Annotated in this window: 16 protein-coding genes; 2 read left to right on the forward strand and 14 right to left on the reverse strand. The window is 46.4% G+C overall.

What is annotated here, in order from left to right; genetic code table 11:
- Positions 1 to 18 precede the first annotated feature (18 nt).
- The 13 genes from QMA41_RS19730 to QMA41_RS19790 all read right to left on the reverse strand — a co-directional run bounded on the left by QMA41_RS19730 (position 19) and on the right by QMA41_RS19790 (position 13,670).
- Positions 19 to 1,008 carry a sensor domain-containing diguanylate cyclase gene (locus tag QMA41_RS19730; RefSeq protein WP_281630404.1) on the reverse strand — a complete coding sequence of 330 codons (990 nt, stop codon included), beginning with the start codon at positions 1,006 to 1,008 and terminating at the stop codon, positions 19 to 21.
- A 311-nt stretch (positions 1,009 to 1,319) separates the two neighbouring features.
- On the reverse strand, positions 1,320 to 2,186 hold the full coding sequence (locus QMA41_RS19735) for an alanyl-tRNA editing protein (RefSeq protein WP_281630405.1): 867 nt from the start codon (positions 2,184 to 2,186) through the stop codon (positions 1,320 to 1,322).
- A 58-nt stretch (positions 2,187 to 2,244) separates the two neighbouring features.
- A complete protein-coding gene (gene der / locus QMA41_RS19740; protein WP_006959698.1) occupies positions 2,245 to 3,732 on the reverse strand; it encodes a ribosome biogenesis GTPase Der in 1,488 nt (495 codons plus the stop codon).
- Between the two features lie 155 nt (positions 3,733 to 3,887).
- A complete protein-coding gene (bamB, locus tag QMA41_RS19745) occupies positions 3,888 to 5,048 on the reverse strand; it encodes an outer membrane protein assembly factor BamB (RefSeq protein ID WP_019274162.1) in 1,161 nt (386 codons plus the stop codon).
- Between the two features lie 11 nt (positions 5,049 to 5,059).
- Complete coding sequence (locus QMA41_RS19750) at positions 5,060 to 5,674, reverse strand: YfgM family protein (protein WP_038156430.1); 615 nt, start codon at positions 5,672 to 5,674, stop codon at positions 5,060 to 5,062.
- Positions 5,675 to 5,735: 61 nt separating this feature from the next.
- Complete coding sequence (hisS, locus tag QMA41_RS19755) at positions 5,736 to 7,004, reverse strand: histidine--tRNA ligase (protein ID WP_038513214.1); 1,269 nt, start codon at positions 7,002 to 7,004, stop codon at positions 5,736 to 5,738.
- A 31-nt stretch (positions 7,005 to 7,035) separates the two neighbouring features.
- Positions 7,036 to 8,154, reverse strand: a complete 1,119-nt coding sequence (gene ispG, locus QMA41_RS19760; RefSeq protein WP_019274159.1) for a flavodoxin-dependent (E)-4-hydroxy-3-methylbut-2-enyl-diphosphate synthase — start codon at positions 8,152 to 8,154, stop codon at positions 7,036 to 7,038.
- Positions 8,155 to 8,162: 8 nt separating this feature from the next.
- Positions 8,163 to 9,155 carry a cytoskeleton protein RodZ gene (gene rodZ / locus QMA41_RS19765; protein ID WP_281630406.1) on the reverse strand — a complete coding sequence of 331 codons (993 nt, stop codon included), beginning with the start codon at positions 9,153 to 9,155 and terminating at the stop codon, positions 8,163 to 8,165.
- Between the two features lie 323 nt (positions 9,156 to 9,478).
- The gene (locus QMA41_RS19770) at positions 9,479 to 10,603 is read right to left on the reverse strand and encodes a bifunctional tRNA (adenosine(37)-C2)-methyltransferase TrmG/ribosomal RNA large subunit methyltransferase RlmN (protein ID WP_006959710.1); all 1,125 of its coding nucleotides are present in this window, start codon (positions 10,601 to 10,603) and stop codon (positions 9,479 to 9,481) included.
- A 162-nt stretch (positions 10,604 to 10,765) separates the two neighbouring features.
- Positions 10,766 to 11,194: a cysteine desulfurase sulfur acceptor subunit CsdE gene (csdE, locus tag QMA41_RS19775; protein ID WP_038513219.1), complete on the reverse strand. Its 429-nt coding sequence runs from the start codon at positions 11,192 to 11,194 to the stop codon at positions 10,766 to 10,768.
- Positions 11,195 to 11,211: 17 nt separating this feature from the next.
- Positions 11,212 to 12,021 (reverse strand): tRNA cyclic N6-threonylcarbamoyladenosine(37) synthase TcdA, encoded by an 810-nt coding sequence (gene tcdA, locus QMA41_RS19780; RefSeq protein WP_281630407.1) that lies wholly within the window; start codon positions 12,019 to 12,021, stop codon positions 11,212 to 11,214.
- Between the two features lie 87 nt (positions 12,022 to 12,108).
- Positions 12,109 to 13,212 (reverse strand): murein transglycosylase A, encoded by a 1,104-nt coding sequence (mltA, locus tag QMA41_RS19785; protein WP_065740631.1) that lies wholly within the window; start codon positions 13,210 to 13,212, stop codon positions 12,109 to 12,111.
- Between the two features lie 68 nt (positions 13,213 to 13,280).
- On the reverse strand, positions 13,281 to 13,670 hold the full coding sequence (locus QMA41_RS19790) for a DUF2850 domain-containing protein (protein ID WP_006959717.1): 390 nt from the start codon (positions 13,668 to 13,670) through the stop codon (positions 13,281 to 13,283).
- 245 nt (positions 13,671 to 13,915) lie between these two features.
- Here QMA41_RS19790 and argA point away from each other — a divergent pair, with 245 nt between their 5' ends.
- Positions 13,916 to 15,253 (forward strand): amino-acid N-acetyltransferase, encoded by a 1,338-nt coding sequence (argA, locus tag QMA41_RS19795; protein ID WP_006959719.1) that lies wholly within the window; start codon positions 13,916 to 13,918, stop codon positions 15,251 to 15,253.
- Between the two features lie 254 nt (positions 15,254 to 15,507).
- Positions 15,508 to 15,687 (forward strand): hypothetical protein, encoded by a 180-nt coding sequence (locus QMA41_RS19800; RefSeq protein ID WP_006959721.1) that lies wholly within the window; start codon positions 15,508 to 15,510, stop codon positions 15,685 to 15,687.
- A gap of 29 nt (positions 15,688 to 15,716) precedes the next feature.
- Here the strand turns inward: QMA41_RS19800 and recD are convergent, their stop codons facing one another.
- Positions 15,717 to 17,816, reverse strand: coding sequence for an exodeoxyribonuclease V subunit alpha (recD, locus tag QMA41_RS19805; protein WP_281630408.1), 2,100 nt, complete (start codon positions 17,814 to 17,816; stop codon positions 15,717 to 15,719).
- Between the last annotated feature and the right edge of the window lies 1 nt (position 17,817).

A 17,817-nucleotide genomic window follows, 5' to 3' on the forward strand; every position in this document is an offset into this window, starting at 1 on the left:
CTATGATCTAAGTCACTCTCAGTGGTGAAGCTTAACCTGATACATCTGCTTATCCGCTTGTTTAATCAAGCACTCGATAGAGTCTAGGCGTTCAATATTCACAATAGACAACCCGACACTCACATTGACTTCAATCGTATGCAGTGGAGTAATCTCTGCCAAACTTTCTCTGAGCTCGGTATGCAGGGTCCGGAGAGCTTCTTCATCATCTGAAAACGCAAACGCGACAAACTCATCGCCACCATAGCGTCCACTAATGCCTGACTCTGAAAAACAGTGTTTGAAAGCGTGGCCAACTGCTGTTAACACAACATCCCCTGCTTCATGTCCATTCTTGTCATTGATCTGCTTGAACTTATCAATATCGGCAAAGAAGCATGCGACGTAAGTTAAATTGGTGTTGAGACAATCAGAGGCTCGCTGAAGCAACGCTCGTCGATTCAGACAACCTGTTAAGCAATCATAACTAGCGTGATAGTGAAGCTGCTGTTCAAGCTGATATTTTTCCCACGCGACAGCGTAAAGAGAAGCCAACATTTCTAGAACTTCCAGCTCTTCTTCGCTTGGCTTAGAAGGTTGCGAGCTGTATATCGCAAATGTCCCCATCACAGTCTTATCATTCGCTAATATAGGTACCGACCAGCAAGCACGAAGGTTAGCTTTTTCAGTAATAGAGAGAAAAGGCGCCCAGTTAGGGTGGTGATTGATGTCTTCCACCACAACCGTTCGCTTGAGAAAAGCCGCTGCACCACAAGAGCCGACGTTTTCCCCAATCTCAACCCCTTCTATCGCCTGATTGTAGAAATCAGGCAAACTAGGCGCATATTCCAAATGCAATTGTTGTGTCGGCTCATCAAGACGCAAAATGGACGCACGGCGTTCACCAAACCAATGCTCGGACAGATCAACCACTCTGCGATTGAGTTCTGCTTTCCCCATTCCTAATGCAAGCTTGGTGAGCAACTTATTGACCTCTCTGTGGGCGTGCAGAAGTCGGTTATAACTCATAAGGCTGACTCGTTTTTATTATTAACAGAACAAAGTAACATATAAGGTCATTTTATAATCAGACCTTAGCCACACTAGCATACTGAATAATTGATTATCGAGTTGACATCTATATTATGGGGTAAAGATCTTCATGAGATCATCGGCTAAATCCATTTTGATCAGCGATCACCCCTCAAAAGAATATTTATATAACCACACACCGAAAGCATAAGTTACATGTGCTGTTTTTGAATTTAAAACAAGATTAAACCCCAAAAAAAACACAAAAACCCAGGAATTTAGAATTTAATAAAATGATCGCATTCTAATTATTCCGCGATTACATTAGTGTGCATTTCAATATTTTGCGCATCAATTTGAATCAAATTAACCACAATGCCTTTGTATTCATTGAGGTTTTTAGCATGTGTACCACCGCAAGGGATTTCAGCAAGGTTCTGTTCTCCAAGATCACATCGCCAATAACGTGAGTCTGTTAACGCATCGCCACAGCATTTTATCTCGATATCAGAATCGACAGTTAACCATTGTGCTATCTGCTGGTTAACCCAGGATTGTATCTTTTCTAAATCAGCCAGCATGTCTGCACTGTTTAGCCCTCGCTTGCGCAGTGTTTTGCCAAGACGGTATGTATCGATACACTTATCTTCACTCACAAAGCTTGTCTCTTGGGCATAGCTGTTAAAGTCGTAGTAGCCGTGTGGGTCTTTACGATCTGCCTCTTTGCGCCAGTAACCATTTTCCACTAACACTTTGTTAAGCGCCAAATAGGCGATATGCCCAGCGCTGTGTCCCCGACTCAGTGCTTGCTGATACGGTTTGTCTACAACGAGTGTGACCTCCTGCTGAGCCACAAGGCCTGTGACCGATTTATCTAGGCAATGCACAACAACAAATGCCCATCCTTCTTCATCGCGTTTGACTGGGATTGCACTGTCAACGTAGAGCTCATCACTGCTGAGTTCAACAGCGCCAACCAAACAATCAATCACCACGTGACCGTCAATGGTTCCTTTATCCGCTGGATGATCAGGCCAGATATAGCTTACGGGATGGAATGGGGTCATTTCGGTGATGAGGTAAAGGTAATCTTGTCCCAATTCAACGCGTTGAACCTGAGAAATAAGCTGCCACGTATCGTGACAAAAGCGTGTAATTGTAGGTGTAACAGACATCTAGCTATCCTGTATAAAAAAAGCGCCCTTTTTTAAAGGCGCTTTTTGTTGTTCTATATTATTTCTTGCGGTTTTTCATCATGCTCATCAAGCGCTTACGTTTACGCTCTTGAGACAAGGTCATCTTATTTGACTTACCTTCAAATGGGTTATCGCTGTTTTGGAATTGAATTCGAATTGGCGTGCCCATGATCTCTAATGACTTACGGTAATAGTTCATCAGATAGCGCTTGTAAGAATCCGGCAGTTCATTAACCTGATTACCGTGAATCACCACGATTGGTGGGTTATAACCGCCTGCGTGTGCATATTTCAGCTTCACACGACGACCACGAACCAATGGTGGCTGGTGATCTTCTGTCGCCATTTTCATGATACGAGTCAGAACCGAAGTGCCCACACGAGTGGTCGCTGACTTATATGCTTCCTGAACTGATTCGAACAAGTGGCCAACACCAGTACCGTGAAGAGCAGAAATAAAGTGAATACGAGCGAAGTCAACAAAGCCAAGACGACGATCAAGTTCTTTCTTAACGTGCTCTTTAACGTCCATATCCAAGCCATCCCACTTGTTAACGGCAATGACAATCGAACGACCTGCGTTCAATGCAAAGCCAAGCAGGCTAAGATCTTGGTCTGAGATGTTTTCGCGTGCATCGATAACAAGCAGTACAACGTTAGCATCTTCTACCGCTTTCAAAGTCTTAACAACGGAGAACTTCTCTACTGTTTCGTTGATACGCTTACGACGACGGACACCCGCAGTATCGATAAGAACATACTCTCGACCGTCTCGCTCCATCGGAATGTAGATGGAGTCACGAGTCGTGCCCGGCATGTCATACACAACCACACGCTCTTCACCAAGGATGCGGTTAGTTAGCGTCGATTTACCAACATTTGGACGACCGATAATCGCCAATTTGATTGGTTGATCTTGAAGACGCTTAAATTCCGCTTCCGCTTCTTCTTCAGTGTAATCAAGCTTCTCTTCATCTTCGTCAATGAAGTCTGTCAGATCTTCGATTTCACCTCGTGCTTCTTCCGCCATTTTCTCAGCAAATGGGTTTAGTGCGCGGTCGATCAATGCACCCACACCACGGCCATGTGCCGCAGCAATCTGGTACATGCTTTCAACGCCTAGCTGCCAGAAGTCAGCCGAAGCTGCATCCGCATCAATGCCATCAACTTTGTTAACGACAAGCATTGAAGGCTTTTCAATCTTACGCAGGTGATTAGAAATCGCGATGTCCGATGGAGTTAGACCGGCACGGCCATCCACCATAAACAGTACAACATCAGCTTCATCAATCGCCGCAAGCGACTGTTCAGCCATTTTAGTTTCAACACCTTCTTCAGTACCATCGATACCACCAGTGTCAATAACAATAAATTCGTGTTCACCAAGCTTAGCTTGGCCATATTTACGGTCACGAGTTAAGCCAGGGAAGTCCGCGACTAATGCGTCACGCGTGCGAGTCAGTCGATTAAACAACGTTGATTTACCAACGTTTGGACGCCCTACCAGAGCAACAACAGGTACCATAACAACCTCTACAATATACTTTCTATGTAGTTATAGGTAATGACTAATCCCAATACCAGTGTTTACCTATAACTACAGATTTTCTTTTGTTCTATCCAATAAAACGGCTCCCAACTGTTACCAGCCAGGAGCCGAATGTGAATTATATCACACGATTACTTGGTAATGCTCAGTTTCTTTACATCGCCATTACGTGTTACTGCAATGTAGCCATCTGGAACATTAATTGGCGCGACAGCGAAGCCGCTGCTGTTGATTTGCTGCTGTGCAACAAACTCGCCAGTATCGCGGTCAAGCCAATGCAGATAACCTTCGCTATCGCCTACAACCACATAACCATCAATGAGTGCCGGTGCGGTCAATAGACGGTGTTCAAGTTGCTCGTTACTCCAAAGCTCTGTGCCACTGCGTGCATCAACGGCAACCAGATAATCTTTATCTGTCACCACAAACAGACGACCACCATCGCTGGCAAGATCAGTAGATGACGAGTATTTACGCTTCCAGACTGACTTACCCGAGCGCAGATCAATAGCGGTCAACTGACCGTTATAACCAACAATATACAGTGTGCTACCAAGAACCAGTGGAGAAGCATCAACGTCGACTAGACGATCGATTTCTGTTGCTCCTTGTGGCGTACCGATAGGCTGTTGCCAAATCAGCTGACCACGCTCTGCAATCGCAGCCGCTAGACGACCATTCGCTGTTCCCCAGAATACACCGCCAGATACCGTCACAGGAGCGCTGTTACCGCGCAGAGTCAGACTTGGAACTTCTGTGCTGATGGTCCACTTGGTATCACCGGTTGCCTGATCCAGAGCAATCAACATACCCGTTGCAGTGTGAACAATAACTAAGTTGCTTTCCGTCGCAGGTGCCGCTAGCACTTCACCTTCAACATCTACACGCCAGTTAACTTCACCTGTTTCTTCGTTCAGGGCAATCACCTGACCGTTTTCACTACCAATAAAAATTTGGCTGTAACCTGCAGTGATGCCACCAGATAAGCGAGCGGGAACATTCTGTTCAAGATCTTGTTGCCACAAGGTACTGCCATTTTCAGGGCTCAGTGCCTTCACAATACCTTCACGGCTTGCAACAAAGACTTTGTCATAAGCATATTCAGGAGACAATTTAGAGAAGTAGTTTGATACGCCATCACCAACACTGGCACTCCATTCACTCTTCGGAGTGAATTCACTGTCAACCTGAGGCACTGGCGCCATGATAATGGTATCTTCTTCACTGGCACAGCCAGCAAGAACACCCAAAATGGCCGCCGCAGTGAGGGCTTTTTTCAGCATTTTATTCATGCACAGCACCATTACTTCGCCAGGTCGTCCAGTTTCATTTGTATAGTCTGACTTGCATCATCCGCTTGCTGTGCTTCGGTATAAGCTGCGTACGCACCTTCCGCGTCACCTTTACGAAGAAGAATATCCCCTTTCAGCTCCGCAACACGTCCAGCCCAGCTTTCATCATTGATTGCAGCAAGCTCAGAAACAGCCGCATCAAATTCACCTTGTTCTGCTTTCAAGCGAGCAAGACGGAAAGAAATAACAGAAATGAGTGCTTGGTCTTCAGTCGCTGTTTTTGCCCATTCAAGTTGTGCAAGTGCTTCATCTAAGCTGCCCGCTTCAACCTGAACTTTAGCCAGCTGAAGAGCCGCTAGGACTGCATACTGAGTCTCTTTGTTGCCATCAATAAAGCTCTGAACCGCACCTTCACCTTCAGCACCTTTGGCCGCTAGCTCCTGAACAGCTTTAGTATAACTTTCAGACGCCGCTTCCTGAGCTGCTGTCACTGAATCTTGGTAGTAGCGCCAACCAAATAGGCCACCCAGACCGATAACCGCGCCGAAAATCACCGCTTTACCGTTTTCTTTCCACCAATCTTTGATCGCTTCTACTTGTTGTTCTTCAGTATCGTAGAGTTCCACTTCCTGTCCTCTTAAATCTAAAAAGTGGTGACTAGAATCACCACTTCAAATTTGAATGCGTTTAAACCAACTCTGCCAGCTTAGCTGCAACGTCTGCTTGGCCGTAAGTTTCTTGAGTACCGCCAATCAGGTCTTTCAGTACCACAGTGTTATCTGCTACTTCGTTCTCACCAAGAACCAGTGCCACTGCTGCACCCACCTTGTCGGCACGCTTAAATTGTTTCTTAAAGTTGCCACCACCGAAATGGTTCATCACACGAATGCCAGGAACTTGCTCACGTAGTAGCTCAGCCAGCTTCATGCCCGCCATCATAGTGCCTTCGCCCGCAGTAACCATGTAGACATCAACAGAGCGGCGAACGTCTGTCAGTTCTAGCGTTTCTAGCATGAGAACCAGACGCTCAAGACCCATTGCGAAACCGACAGCTGGCGTTGCTTTACCACCCAACTGTTCGACTAGGCCATCATAACGGCCACCGCCACATACCGTGCCTTGAGCCCCTAAGCTTTCCGTGATCCACTCAAAGACCGTGCGGTTGTAGTAATCAAGACCACGAACCAGACGCTCATTTACTGTGTATTCGATACCTGCAGCGTCAAGAAGTTCACAAAGACCAGCAAAATGTTGTTTGGACTCTTCACCAAGGTAATCTGAAAGACGTGGCGCATCACCAAGAATCGCCTGAACATCTGGGTTCTTGGTATCCAGAACGCGCAGCGGGTTTGTGTGCATACGACGCTTGCAGTCATCATCCAGAATATCGATGTGTTGCTCAAGGAAGGCAATCAAAGCTGTGCGGTAGTTGGCACGGTCTTCAAGAGAACCTATAGAGTTCAGCTCAAGACGAACGTGCTTATCAATACCCAACTCACGCCACAGACGTGCTGTCATCATGATAAGTTCAGCATCGACATCTGGACCATCCAAACCAAACACTTCTACACCACACTGGTGGAATTGACGGTAGCGGCCTTTCTGTGGACGTTCATGACGGAACATAGGTCCCATGTACCATAGACGCTGCTCAGAGCGGTCAATCAGGCTGTTCTCAATACAAGAGCGCACACAACCAGCAGTCCCTTCAGGACGAAGAGTTAGGCTGTCACCATTGCGATCGTCAAAGGTGTACATCTCCTTTTCAACCACATCCGTGACTTCACCGATAGCACGGCTAAATAGATGAGTCATCTCAACGATTGGCATGCGCACTTCGCTGTAACCGTATGCGCTGATTACATTCTTCACTGCATTTTCAAGTTTTTGCCACAGTGGTGATTGAGTTGGAAGGCAGTCGTTCATGCCTCGAATTGCTTGGATTTTCTTTGCCACAATATTTACCGTAATTTTGGTTACGTTGAGATTAATCTTTTACTTTTACGTCGATGCGGTTTGCTTCGTCTAATGTTGAAGCTTTCGCACGAATTTTAGCTTCTAGCTGGTCAACAAGGTCATTATTGTCGAAACGCTCTTTCTGACGTTTACCGTCTTCGTAGAATGCGCTCTTCTTGTTACTGCCAGCAAGACCAAGATGAGAGACTTCTGCTTCACCCGGGCCATTGACGACACAACCGATGATAGACACGTCCATCGGAGTGATAATGTCTTCAAGACGCTCTTCTAACGCGTTAACCGTGCTAATCACATCAAACTCCTGACGTGAACAGCTTGGGCAAGCAATGAAGTTGATACCACGGGAGCGAATACGTAGGGATTTAAGAATATCAAAGCCTACTTTGATCTCTTCAACCGGGTTAGCTGCCAGAGAAATACGCAGCGTATCACCGATACCTTCTGCCAATAGCATACCTAGGCCAACCGCAGACTTCACAGAACCCGCACGAGCACCGCCCGCTTCAGTAATGCCCAAGTGAAGTGGCTGATCAATTTTCTTCGCCAACAAGCGATACGAATCCACAGCGAGGAATACATCTGACGCTTTCACACTGACCTTGAACTGGTCAAAGTTAAGACGATCCAGAATATCGACATGACGCATTGCAGACTCTACCAGAGCCTCAGGCGTTGGTTCGCCGTACTTCATCTGGATATCTTTTTCCAGAGAGCCGCCATTCACACCGATACGGATAGGAATATTCTTATCGCGCGCGCAATCAACGACTGAACGAATACGATCTTCGTTACCGATATTACCTGGGTTGATACGCAGACAGTCAACGCCGTACTCCGCGACTTTCAGCGCGATACGGTAGTCAAAGTGAATATCAGCCACCAGCGGAATATTGACCTGCTGCTTAATTTGCTTAAAGGCTTCAGCCGCATCCATAGTAGGAACTGACACGCGAACGATATCAGCACCGACATTTTCCAGTGATTTTATTTGTGCAACAGTCGCTTCGACGTCTGTTGTTCTGGTGTTAGTCATCGACTGCACTGCAATCGGAGCACCGTCACCAATAGGCACATCGCCCACGTAAATACGAGTCGATGGGCGACGTTTGATAGGAGATTCGTGTTGCATATTTATTTCTAAGGTAAGGTGAATCTTGCTACTTTGCCTGAAGTATACCCAGAAAGGTCGACAGGTTCACTTGATAATGTCATTGAAACGTTTTCAGGGGCACCCAAAATCACTTTATAAGGCCTTTCACCGCTCACTTGTAAATCCTGACCAGCTTTCTTAATGCCTGTCGCCAGTGTTTTACCCGTCGCATCTTTCACCTGAATCCAACAGTCATCGCTGAAAGACATTTCTAAGAGGTTGGCGACAACGGGTTCAGAAGAATTTTCGTTTTCTTTCTCTGGTTGGTTCTGCTCAGCGGCAACAACCGGTTCAGTGACTGGCTCCGTGACGACTTCAGGTTCAGCAGGCTCAGTAATTGCTTGGACAACTTCAGTTGGCTGCTCAACGATTTCAGGCTCAGCCGTTGCTGTTTCAACCGGAGTAGTGACCTCTTCAAGTGGCTGTTCAACCACTTGCTGGCCCTCTGGTGATTCATTAATCAGGCTTGGCTCAACCGCAGCAAAATCTAGCTCATTGTTTTCAGCCAGTTCTTGCTCGATTTTCATTTCTTGTTCCGTTGCAGTGGTCAGCTCAACTGCGCTGTTTTCTTGATTTTGCCACCACCAAACGGAAGAGATACCGACAATAATGGCAAAAATGCCCCATGTCAGAGTCATAATGCGGCTATCGTGTTTTTCTTTATTGGTCTTCTGCGAAAAGCTTTGCATCTCATGCTCTTCGTGCTGCGCTTCACCACAATCATCTAATGCGCACAACACCACAGATTCTTTAATGCCCACGACACGTGCATAAGAGCGTAGGTAACCACGAGTAAAGGTCGCCACCTGTTCACTTTCAAATTGATTCAATTCGATGTTTTCAATGATGGAGCGACGCAAACGTAGTCGATCCGCCACTTGTTGCTGCGTCAGGCCGAGCTCTTCACGTTTTTGTTTTAAAATCGTACCCGCTTCGATTTTATTCTCTTCTTGTACTGGTGTTTGCTGTTCAACACTCATAATGTTTTAACGTCTCTTTTCAGGGGATTCTGAGCCAATCGCACGTTTATCGTTTTTCGTTAGTTGTGCTGGTTTTGTTCAAAATCCAAAATTTTTGAGGATATTGCCTCACCAAATTGCATAAAAGTACTTCACTCAATCGCAGAGGTATTACCTCTAAAGCACTAAAGTTTAATTCTAATAGATATCAGAGATGAAACAACATAGAAAAGGCGCATAAATTACAAGCAGCTCAAGGTTTTTCCTGATTTTGACATTATTTAGCAACACCAATTTACAAAAAAGCCAGAGCTGAGCCCTGGCTTTGTCGTCAAAACACTCAATTAAACTGCTTTTACTGCGATGGTGTCGCCTTTGGCTGCTCGAATCATCGCGGTACGTTTGGTACGGTCAATCACATCACCGACCAACTGACCACAAGCGGCATCAATATCATCACCACGCGTTTTACGAACCGTCACTGTATGCTCATATTGCATTAATGTTTTCTGGAAACGGTCAATGCGTGAGTTGCTTGGTTTTTTGTAAGGTGAACCCGGATAAGGGTTAAACGGAATCAGGTTAATCTTACACGGCGTATCTTTCATCAGCTCAGCCAATTCACGCGCATGGTCCATATCATCGTTTACATGGTCCAGTAGCACGTATTCCACAGTCACTTTACCGCGGTTCGCATTGGAAGAAGCGATGTAACGACGCACAGATGCTAGGAAGTCTTGAATATCCCAACGGTCGTTGATTGGCATGATTTCACTGCGCAACTTATCGTTTGGTGCATGAAGTGAAATCGCTAGCGCGACATCAATTTGACCTGTCATTTGATCCAGACCCGATACCACACCAGAAGTCGATACCGTGACGCGACGTTTAGATAGACCAAAACCTAGATCATCCAACATCAATTCCAATGCTGGGATCAGGTTTTTCATGTTTAGCAGTGGCTCACCCATACCCATCATCACAACGTTAGTGATAGGACGACGGCCTGTCTCTTTTTCCAAACCGATTTCACGTGCTGCACGCCATACCTGACCAATAATCTCAGAGACTTTCAGATTACGGTTAAAGCCTTGCTGAGCGGTTGAACAGAACTTACATTCCAATGCACAACCAACCTGAGACGACACACACAAAGTCGCACGATCATCTTCAGGAATGTAAACCGTTTCTACGTCTTGGTCGCCAACCTTCATCGCCCACTTAATTGTGCCGTCTGAAGAGTGTTGAGCTTCCGCCACCACAGGGGCTTTAATCTCACACCGATGGATCAGCTTCTCACGCAATTTCTTGTTAATGTTGGTCATCTTCTCGAAGTCATCGACACCAAAATGGTAGATCCACTTCATCACCTGCTCGGCACGAAATGCTTTTTCACCAAGCTCTTCAGCAAAAAACTTGCGCATTCCTTGGCGATCAAAGTCGAGTAGATTGATTTTTTCAGTGGTCATGTGGCCTCACGAAACGACGTAACATTAATTAAGGGCGCGAATTGTACAGCCTTTATTCAGCGACAACAAGAGGTCTAACACCCTGTATTTTTTAAGGCATTAATATCTCAGTGATTAAATTTTATACAGAAGCAATCAACCCGCCAAATCGGCGGGTTGCGGTTAGCAGGAGACTTGTTTTATCTGTTCGACAATCGCTTTTAAACCATTGCCTCGCGATGGGCTAAGATGGGCGATGAGACCCAATTTTTCAAAGTACTCATCAATATTGAATGCCTGAATTTCTGCGCTGGTTTTGCCATCATAAGCCGCCATAACGAGCGCAATGAGGCCTCGCACAATACGTGCGTCGGAGTCGGCGCAAAAGTGCCACACACCATCAAGGTTTTCACTCACCAGCCAAACCTGGCTTTCACAGCCAGAAACCGTGACTTGTTCAGACTTCAGCTCATCAGGCATCGCAGGAAGTTTTTTTCCCCACTGAATAACCTGACGGTAACGATCTTCCCAGCCTTTAAAGCCTTGCATAGTGGTAACGATGTCTTCTACTTGAATATCAGTGCCAAAAGGTGACTGTGGGAATGAGGACATAAGAATCTCCAAACGAACTATTTACGGTATTTCTGAATCAGCTTCTCGACAATGCGCGAAACCGCCACAAAGCCGAATGTTGCGGTAACGACCGTTGCCGCTCCAAATCCACTGGCGCAGTCCATACGTTTTGGCCCTTCCGCTGTCGATTTTACACCACACACGCTGCCATCTGGCTGAGGGTATTTCAGTTGTTCCGTTGAAAATACACACTCAATGCCAAATTTACGCTGAGGATTCTTGGGGAAATTGTGGTGACGACGCAAAGTATCTTTGATTTTTTTCGCCAATGGATCTTGGATGGTTTTGGTCAGGTCAGCAACTTGAATCTGGGTTGGATCGACTTGCCCGCCTGCACCACCGGTAGTGATCACTTTAATCTTGTTGCTACGACAGTACGCTAGCAATGAAGCTTTCGCTTTCACGCTGTCGATCGCATCAAGCACGTAATCAAACTCTTTTGACAGATACTCGTGCTGGTTGTCTGGCGTAATAAAGTCATCAATCAGATTCACTTTGCACTCTGGATTGATAAGCCTGACGCGTTCGGCCATCACTTCAATTTTACTCTGTCCCACCGTACCGCTCATGGCATGGATCTGACGGTTGATGTTAGTGACACAAACGTCATCCATATCAATCAAGGTCAACTCACCGATGCCTGTACGAGCCAATGCTTCAACCGCCCAAGAGCCTACGCCGCCAATGCCGATCACACAAACGTGCGCAGCGCGAAGGATCTCCACTTCGCTATTGCCATAAAGACGACGAGTGCCGCCGAAGCGTTGTTTGTAGTTGTCTGAAGCCGGAGTATCAAGTTCGCGCATGGTGCTGTTCTTCCGCCGAGTGATGGTACAAAAATAAAGAGTGCGATTTATACGCACTCTTTATTAAAAAGTCTAGATGAGAAAAAGCTATTGTAACTTCTCGGGAGGCAATGCCCAAGGAGCCTGAGTTGACGAGTTTTCCAGCCCCAGCTTCCAGACCCGCCCAAAGTGCTTATAGTGACCCGCCTCAGTGCCTGCTCTCGGCCCCATACCATGGTATAAATCGAGGTGATTCTGCTTCACCGCACCACCGGTATCGAGAACAATCAGTAGGCGTAACTGATGGGCACCACTCCAAGTGCCATCGGCATTGAGCAATGGCACTTCAGCAAGAATAGGTGTTCCCATAGGGAAAATCGAACGGTCACCCGCCACGGATGCCATTGGCAGTAATGGGATCCCAGCAGTACCTGTTACTGGAGCATCCGCTCGGGGCTCAAAGAACACATAAGATGGATTTTGTTCAAGTAACTCACGAACGGTCGCTTCATCATTTGCCATCACCCACTCTTTGATAGCTTTCAGCGACATTTTTTCGCGCGGAACTTGGTCTCGCTCAATCAACACCTTACCAATACTGACGTAAGCTTTGTTGTTTTTCCCACCGTAGGCAAAATACTCCAGCGTATCGTCATCTTCAAAATGAACAAAGCCGCTGCCCTGCACTTCCATCAGGAATGGGTCGATCATATTCGCCGCATAGCCTAATTCCAGCCCTTGCCCTTCTAATGCGCCACCATAAATTTGAGCGCGCGTCGGGCAGTCAGCCTCACACTCTGGTTTGCCATAGACAGGGTATTTGTAGGTTTCATTCGGTTCATGGCGCAATTCCATCACCGGTGAGAAATAGCCGGTAAACAAGACGTTACCTTGCTTATCACCGCCGCCTAGCTGGGCAGTTTGAATGCCAAAGTCAGCTAACTGCGCAGGATCACCACTCTGTAATACCCATTCATTGAGCTTTTCATACAAAGGCTGATAAACCCGAGCCATAGAAGGTGAGTTTTCAACGACTTGTTGAGACTGTTTGGTAAATTCAGTGAAATCCCTTGGTTTGTCCGATTCTACAACTGCGGTTTTATTCAGAATCGAATTAAATTCACCATCAAGATATTGTTGAGCACGATCGTGCGGTTGTGCACAGCCAAACAGAACACTGGCTGCCACAATTGGAAGATATTTTTTGAACACAGGTTTATTCCTTTCAAGCCTGTAACAAAGGATGACAAACTCAAACGGTTAGCGCAATCAGATAGACGTTAACGAATGTTATTTTTGGACTTTTCTGACAATTGATAAATAGGCTGATAATGCGGTTCAGAAATCAGTCTCATCTGGCTGAAGCTCTGATTAAGGATTTGGTAACGACGCTTTTCTTCGCCCACCTGAAATTCAACATAGCTCCCGTTAAAGCGGTAACGCGTGTTAACCACACCACCGTCAATCACCACACCGGTTTCATTGAGCACGAAGCGGTCTGCAGAGTAAGGCGCCACACCCTGTTCGACCCATGTTCCATAAACCATTGAATTAGGATGTGTAATATCCTGATATCGGTCGTAGAGCACTTTGGATACAAAGATGGCAGCTACGGCCAGCACAACAGCAGCAATCAATACTCCACGCTCTAACAATTTCTTTTTCTTCAAATTTAACGCCTACTTTGAACTTCATTAACCAGCTAATGATAAGTTTATTTATTAAGTTAAGTGTTAGCCTAATTACTTAACTTTGCTAGAAATAAGTATGGTTCTCACCACACCTATAACATTCAAAAATATCTCCAGCTATTGAGTTGATACGTTTTTTGGCGCTCTCTCCCAAAAAGCCCTTGCCGACAAGGGAATAAAATTGCAATATAATCACATATAAATTCATCTTTATTGGATAAATAGTGAAGATTCGTAATACCGCTTTAGTCAAAGGCTTCCGCCAATCGGCCCCTTACGTGAATGCCCACCGTGGCAAAACCATGGTCATCATGCTAGGTGGCGAAGCGGTTGCTGATAACAATTTTGCTAATATTATCAGCGATCTGGCTCTGCTTCATAGCTTGGGGGTCAAGATCGTCCTCGTCCATGGCGCGCGCCCGCAAATCAATCGAATTCTAGACCGATTCCAACATGATACGCCCTATCACAAAGGCGTTCGTATTACTGATGAAACTAGCCTAGATATCGTCATGCAAGCCGCAGGACAACTTCAGTTAGCCATTACCGCCCAGCTGTCGATGAGTTTGGGCAATACGCCTATGGCCGGTACTCAGCTTAACGTCGTGAGCGGTAACTTTGTCATTGCACAACCACTTGGTATCGATGATGGGGTGGATTACTGTCACAGTGGTCGAATACGTCGAATTGATGTCGAAGGCATCAACCGTACACTCGATCAAGGCTCCATAGTGCTACTTGGCCCAATTGCCAGCTCAGTAACCGGTGAATCCTTCAACCTTTTATCCGAAGAAGTTGCAACTCAAGTTGCACTCAAATTACATGCTGACAAGTTAATTGGCTTTTGTTCGGAACAAGGGGTCATTGATGAGAATGGAAATGCTGTTGCTGAGCTCTTCCCGCGTGAAGCAGAGCAGTTTCTCGAAAAACTTGAACAAGACAGCGGCAATAGCGAAGACAGTGCCTCGGGTACTATCCGCTTTCTGCGTGCAGCCACAACCGCCTGTCGAGCTGGCGTCCCACGCAGCCATTTGGTGAGTTATAAAGTCGATGGCGCCTTGATTCAGGAGTTGTTCTCCTTAGATGGTATTGGTACTCAAATCGTAAGAGCGAGTGCTGAGCAAGTTCGCCAGGCTGACATCGACGATATTGGCGGGATACTAGATTTAATTCGTCCTCTCGAAGAACAGCGTGTGCTGGTTAGACGTTCTCGCGAGCAGCTTGAACAAGAGATCCATCAGTTCACCATCATCGAGAAAGATGGCTTGATCATCGGCTGCGCAGCGCTTTACCCATACACTCAGGAAAAAATGGCAGAAATGGCGTGTGTCGCCATTCATCCAGAATATCGTGATGGCAACCGTGGCGTCTTGCTGCTCAACCACATCAAATTACAATCAAAGGCTCAGGGGATTAAGCATATTTTCGTCCTCACGACTCGCAGCCTGCATTGGTTCCGCGAACAAGGCTTCTATGAAATGTCGGTTGATTTTCTCCCTTCGCAAAAGCAAAACCTCTACAACTACCAAAGAAAATCGAAGATTTTAGCGATTGAACTGTAATGCATAGTGACAAGACAAAGAGCTAGGCAGTTTCTTTGTCCTGTCTCACCACTGAAACGCTGTTATCACTATTTAGATCAATTTTTCCGCTTTATTTTGTCGCATTAACTGGTTAAAATTCGAGCTCCCTAATAACCCGCTACGGGAAAAAGGGGAGCCCGATTGGACTCGTCTTCAACTTACAGGCACCTAAGCCTGATAAGTCGCACGGATTGCTTGAGGTAGATAACAACGTCACTAAGAGCAAATGACCGATGAAAACCATCATCTGTAACTCGATCCAGAGTTTCTGGGATATGGCTGATAACGAACTTCTGGAAGGGCTAGACGTCCACTGCGTCTTTCCTGTCAGTAAGGGTTTAAAAGCATTTATATTGAACTACCAGCAGAAGTACGGCATCCGCAGTATCTCTTTCAGCCAGGCAATTCAATAACTCCTCTCAATAGCCATGGATGGTAATTGTTATAAACGGTTTACCAAGCCACTTGCTCTCTCAGTCCTGATCTTCACCCCTCGCGCCAACACTCTGTCATCCACATATAAACTCAATTTTTGCTTTGCACGTGTAATGCCCGTGTAGATAAGCTCACGAGTCAGAATTGGCGTAAATTCCGGTGGCAATATCATCAAGGTGTGCTCAAATTCACTGCCCTGTGATTTGTGAATCGTCATCGCGTAGGCTGTTTCATGCTCTGGTACTCGGCTTGGAAGCACAGCTTTAACCGAGCCATCGGGAAGTTCGAAAAACACCTTCAGTCGCTCAACTCCGTCCGAGTTATCACGTAAACAAAGGCCAATATCACCATTGTACAAACCCAATGCGTGATCGTTACGTACCACCATAACGGGCCTTCCGTGATACCAAACCTCGTCCTGAACCTGAATCATTTTACGTGCGTTTAATGCTCGCTCTATGCGTTGATTAAGTCCTGAGATGCCAAAATCTCCTTCCCGAACGGCACACAGCAAACGACATTTTGCGAACAGCTGCAGCGCATCTTTTGCACGCTGATGAGTGGTTTCTGGTTGTTCCGTATCAGGATCTATCACTACTTGTCCGAGTCGCTTTAAGTAATGGCTGTATTCCTGTGCCAATGTTTGAATCATCTGACTGTAGTGCTGACCATCGATAGGAAATCTCGCTATGTCTTCGAAATCTCGCTGCCAGACCCAATCGACTTTTTGCATTGAGCCGGAATTGATCGCTTTCGCTAATTGTCCGATACCTGAACGGGCATCAAATCGGTAGCTCTTTTGCAGCATGCACAAACTATCAGCAATAGTCGCCGTCGTATTGGAGGAGTGGGCTAGTGTCTGGTAGCCAGTAAGCTGAGCAATCACACCAGCGTGAAGAGCACTGTAGCCTTGTTGGTAAAAGGAGCAAATGTCCCCCAGCACAGCCCCAGCTTCCACCGACGCAAGCTGATCTTTATCACCGAGCAGTATCAAACGAGCATGTTTAGGCAGTGCATCCACCAGCTTGCACATCATAGGCAGATCCACCATAGAGGCTTCATCCACCACTAAGATATCAAGGTGAAGTGGATTGTGTTGGTTGTGACGAAATTCAACGCTGTTTGGCACCGCTCCTAGCAAGCGATGCAAAGTGCTGGCATCGGTCGGGATTTGCTCTTTCAGCGCAGGTTCAACAGGCAATTCTGCTACCGCCTTACCGATAGATTCCGTCAGGCGCGCAGCCGCTTTACCTGTCGGAGCGACGAGCTTAATCACCGGAACATCTCCAGCTTGCAGAGCCTGAGTGATCAGAGCGGCAAGTAATTTCGTCACTGTAGTAGTTTTTCCGGTACCCGGCCCACCAGAAATCACTGCAAAGCGTCGCGTCAATGCCACAGCTGCCGCTACTTTTTGCCAGTTAACACAGACCGACAAAGGTACCAGCTGATCCAGTACGTTCAAATGCTCTATTTTGGTCGCACTAAGGAGCTTTTGGTCTATGGTAGGCCAATCGAGCTGTTCGCTGCTCACTACATCAAGATGATCGCAGACTAACTGCTGTCTGAGTACCTGTGTCGAACTCCCATCAGATTGCGCGGAGGCTTGGGCAGTAAAGAGATAACGATAGTTTCTGGCGAACAGATGATTCAGCAACTCTGCCAGTTTTTGAGCATCAGTAGGCTTTAGGATCATGGGTGACCCAAAGCTGTTCAAGCGATTTGCCAATACAACTTCGTAATGCCAATAGCGATGCAGGTAAAGTCGTTCACCGTCAAAAATCATTGGCGATGTCTGCCCTTGCTCCCCGACCAAAGATGAAGCCTGAAGTAGTGATGGCCAATCTGCCTTTTGTAGCATTTGATTTAGCTCGATAGCCGCCTCACCAAACAACCCCAATTTAGCTGCCAAATCCACAGGCTGTCCGTAACTGTCAAACAGTGGCAAGCAAATATGCCCCTTACCTAACTCGCAGCTGAGGACTGCCGCAATAAAAGCAACGTATTCATCTTTACTTTGAGCAAGAATAAAACGAGCAAACTGATAATCAATCTGTCGGATTGAACCTTTGCTCGCCAGAGGCTGAAGACGCGAAAAGAGATCTTGCATG

This window comes from Vibrio sp. St2, from assembly GCF_947311885.1.
In the GTDB taxonomy this organism is placed as follows: Bacteria; Pseudomonadota; Gammaproteobacteria; order Enterobacterales; family Vibrionaceae; genus Vibrio; species Vibrio coralliilyticus.

Coding starts and splice junctions, on each gene's coding strand:
- tcdA (WP_281630407.1), bottom strand. CDS start 12,021: ATGCGCGAACTTGATACTCCGGCTTCAGACAACTACAAACAACGCTTC.
- bamB (WP_019274162.1), bottom strand. CDS start 5,048: ATGAATAAAATGCTGAAAAAAGCCCTCACTGCGGCGGCCATTTTGGGT.
- recD (WP_281630408.1), bottom strand. CDS start 17,816: ATGCAAGATCTCTTTTCGCGTCTTCAGCCTCTGGCGAGCAAAGGTTCA.
- csdE (WP_038513219.1), bottom strand. CDS start 11,194: ATGTCCTCATTCCCACAGTCACCTTTTGGCACTGATATTCAAGTAGAA.
- rodZ (WP_281630406.1), bottom strand. CDS start 9,155: ATGAGTGTTGAACAGCAAACACCAGTACAAGAAGAGAATAAAATCGAA.
- der (WP_006959698.1), bottom strand. CDS start 3,732: ATGGTACCTGTTGTTGCTCTGGTAGGGCGTCCAAACGTTGGTAAATCA.
- QMA41_RS19800 (WP_006959721.1), top strand. CDS start 15,508: ATGAAAACCATCATCTGTAACTCGATCCAGAGTTTCTGGGATATGGCT.
- QMA41_RS19770 (WP_006959710.1), bottom strand. CDS start 10,603: ATGACCACTGAAAAAATCAATCTACTCGACTTTGATCGCCAAGGAATG.
- QMA41_RS19730 (WP_281630404.1), bottom strand. CDS start 1,008: ATGAGTTATAACCGACTTCTGCACGCCCACAGAGAGGTCAATAAGTTG.
- QMA41_RS19735 (WP_281630405.1), bottom strand. CDS start 2,186: ATGTCTGTTACACCTACAATTACACGCTTTTGTCACGATACGTGGCAG.
- ispG (WP_019274159.1), bottom strand. CDS start 8,154: ATGCAACACGAATCTCCTATCAAACGTCGCCCATCGACTCGTATTTAC.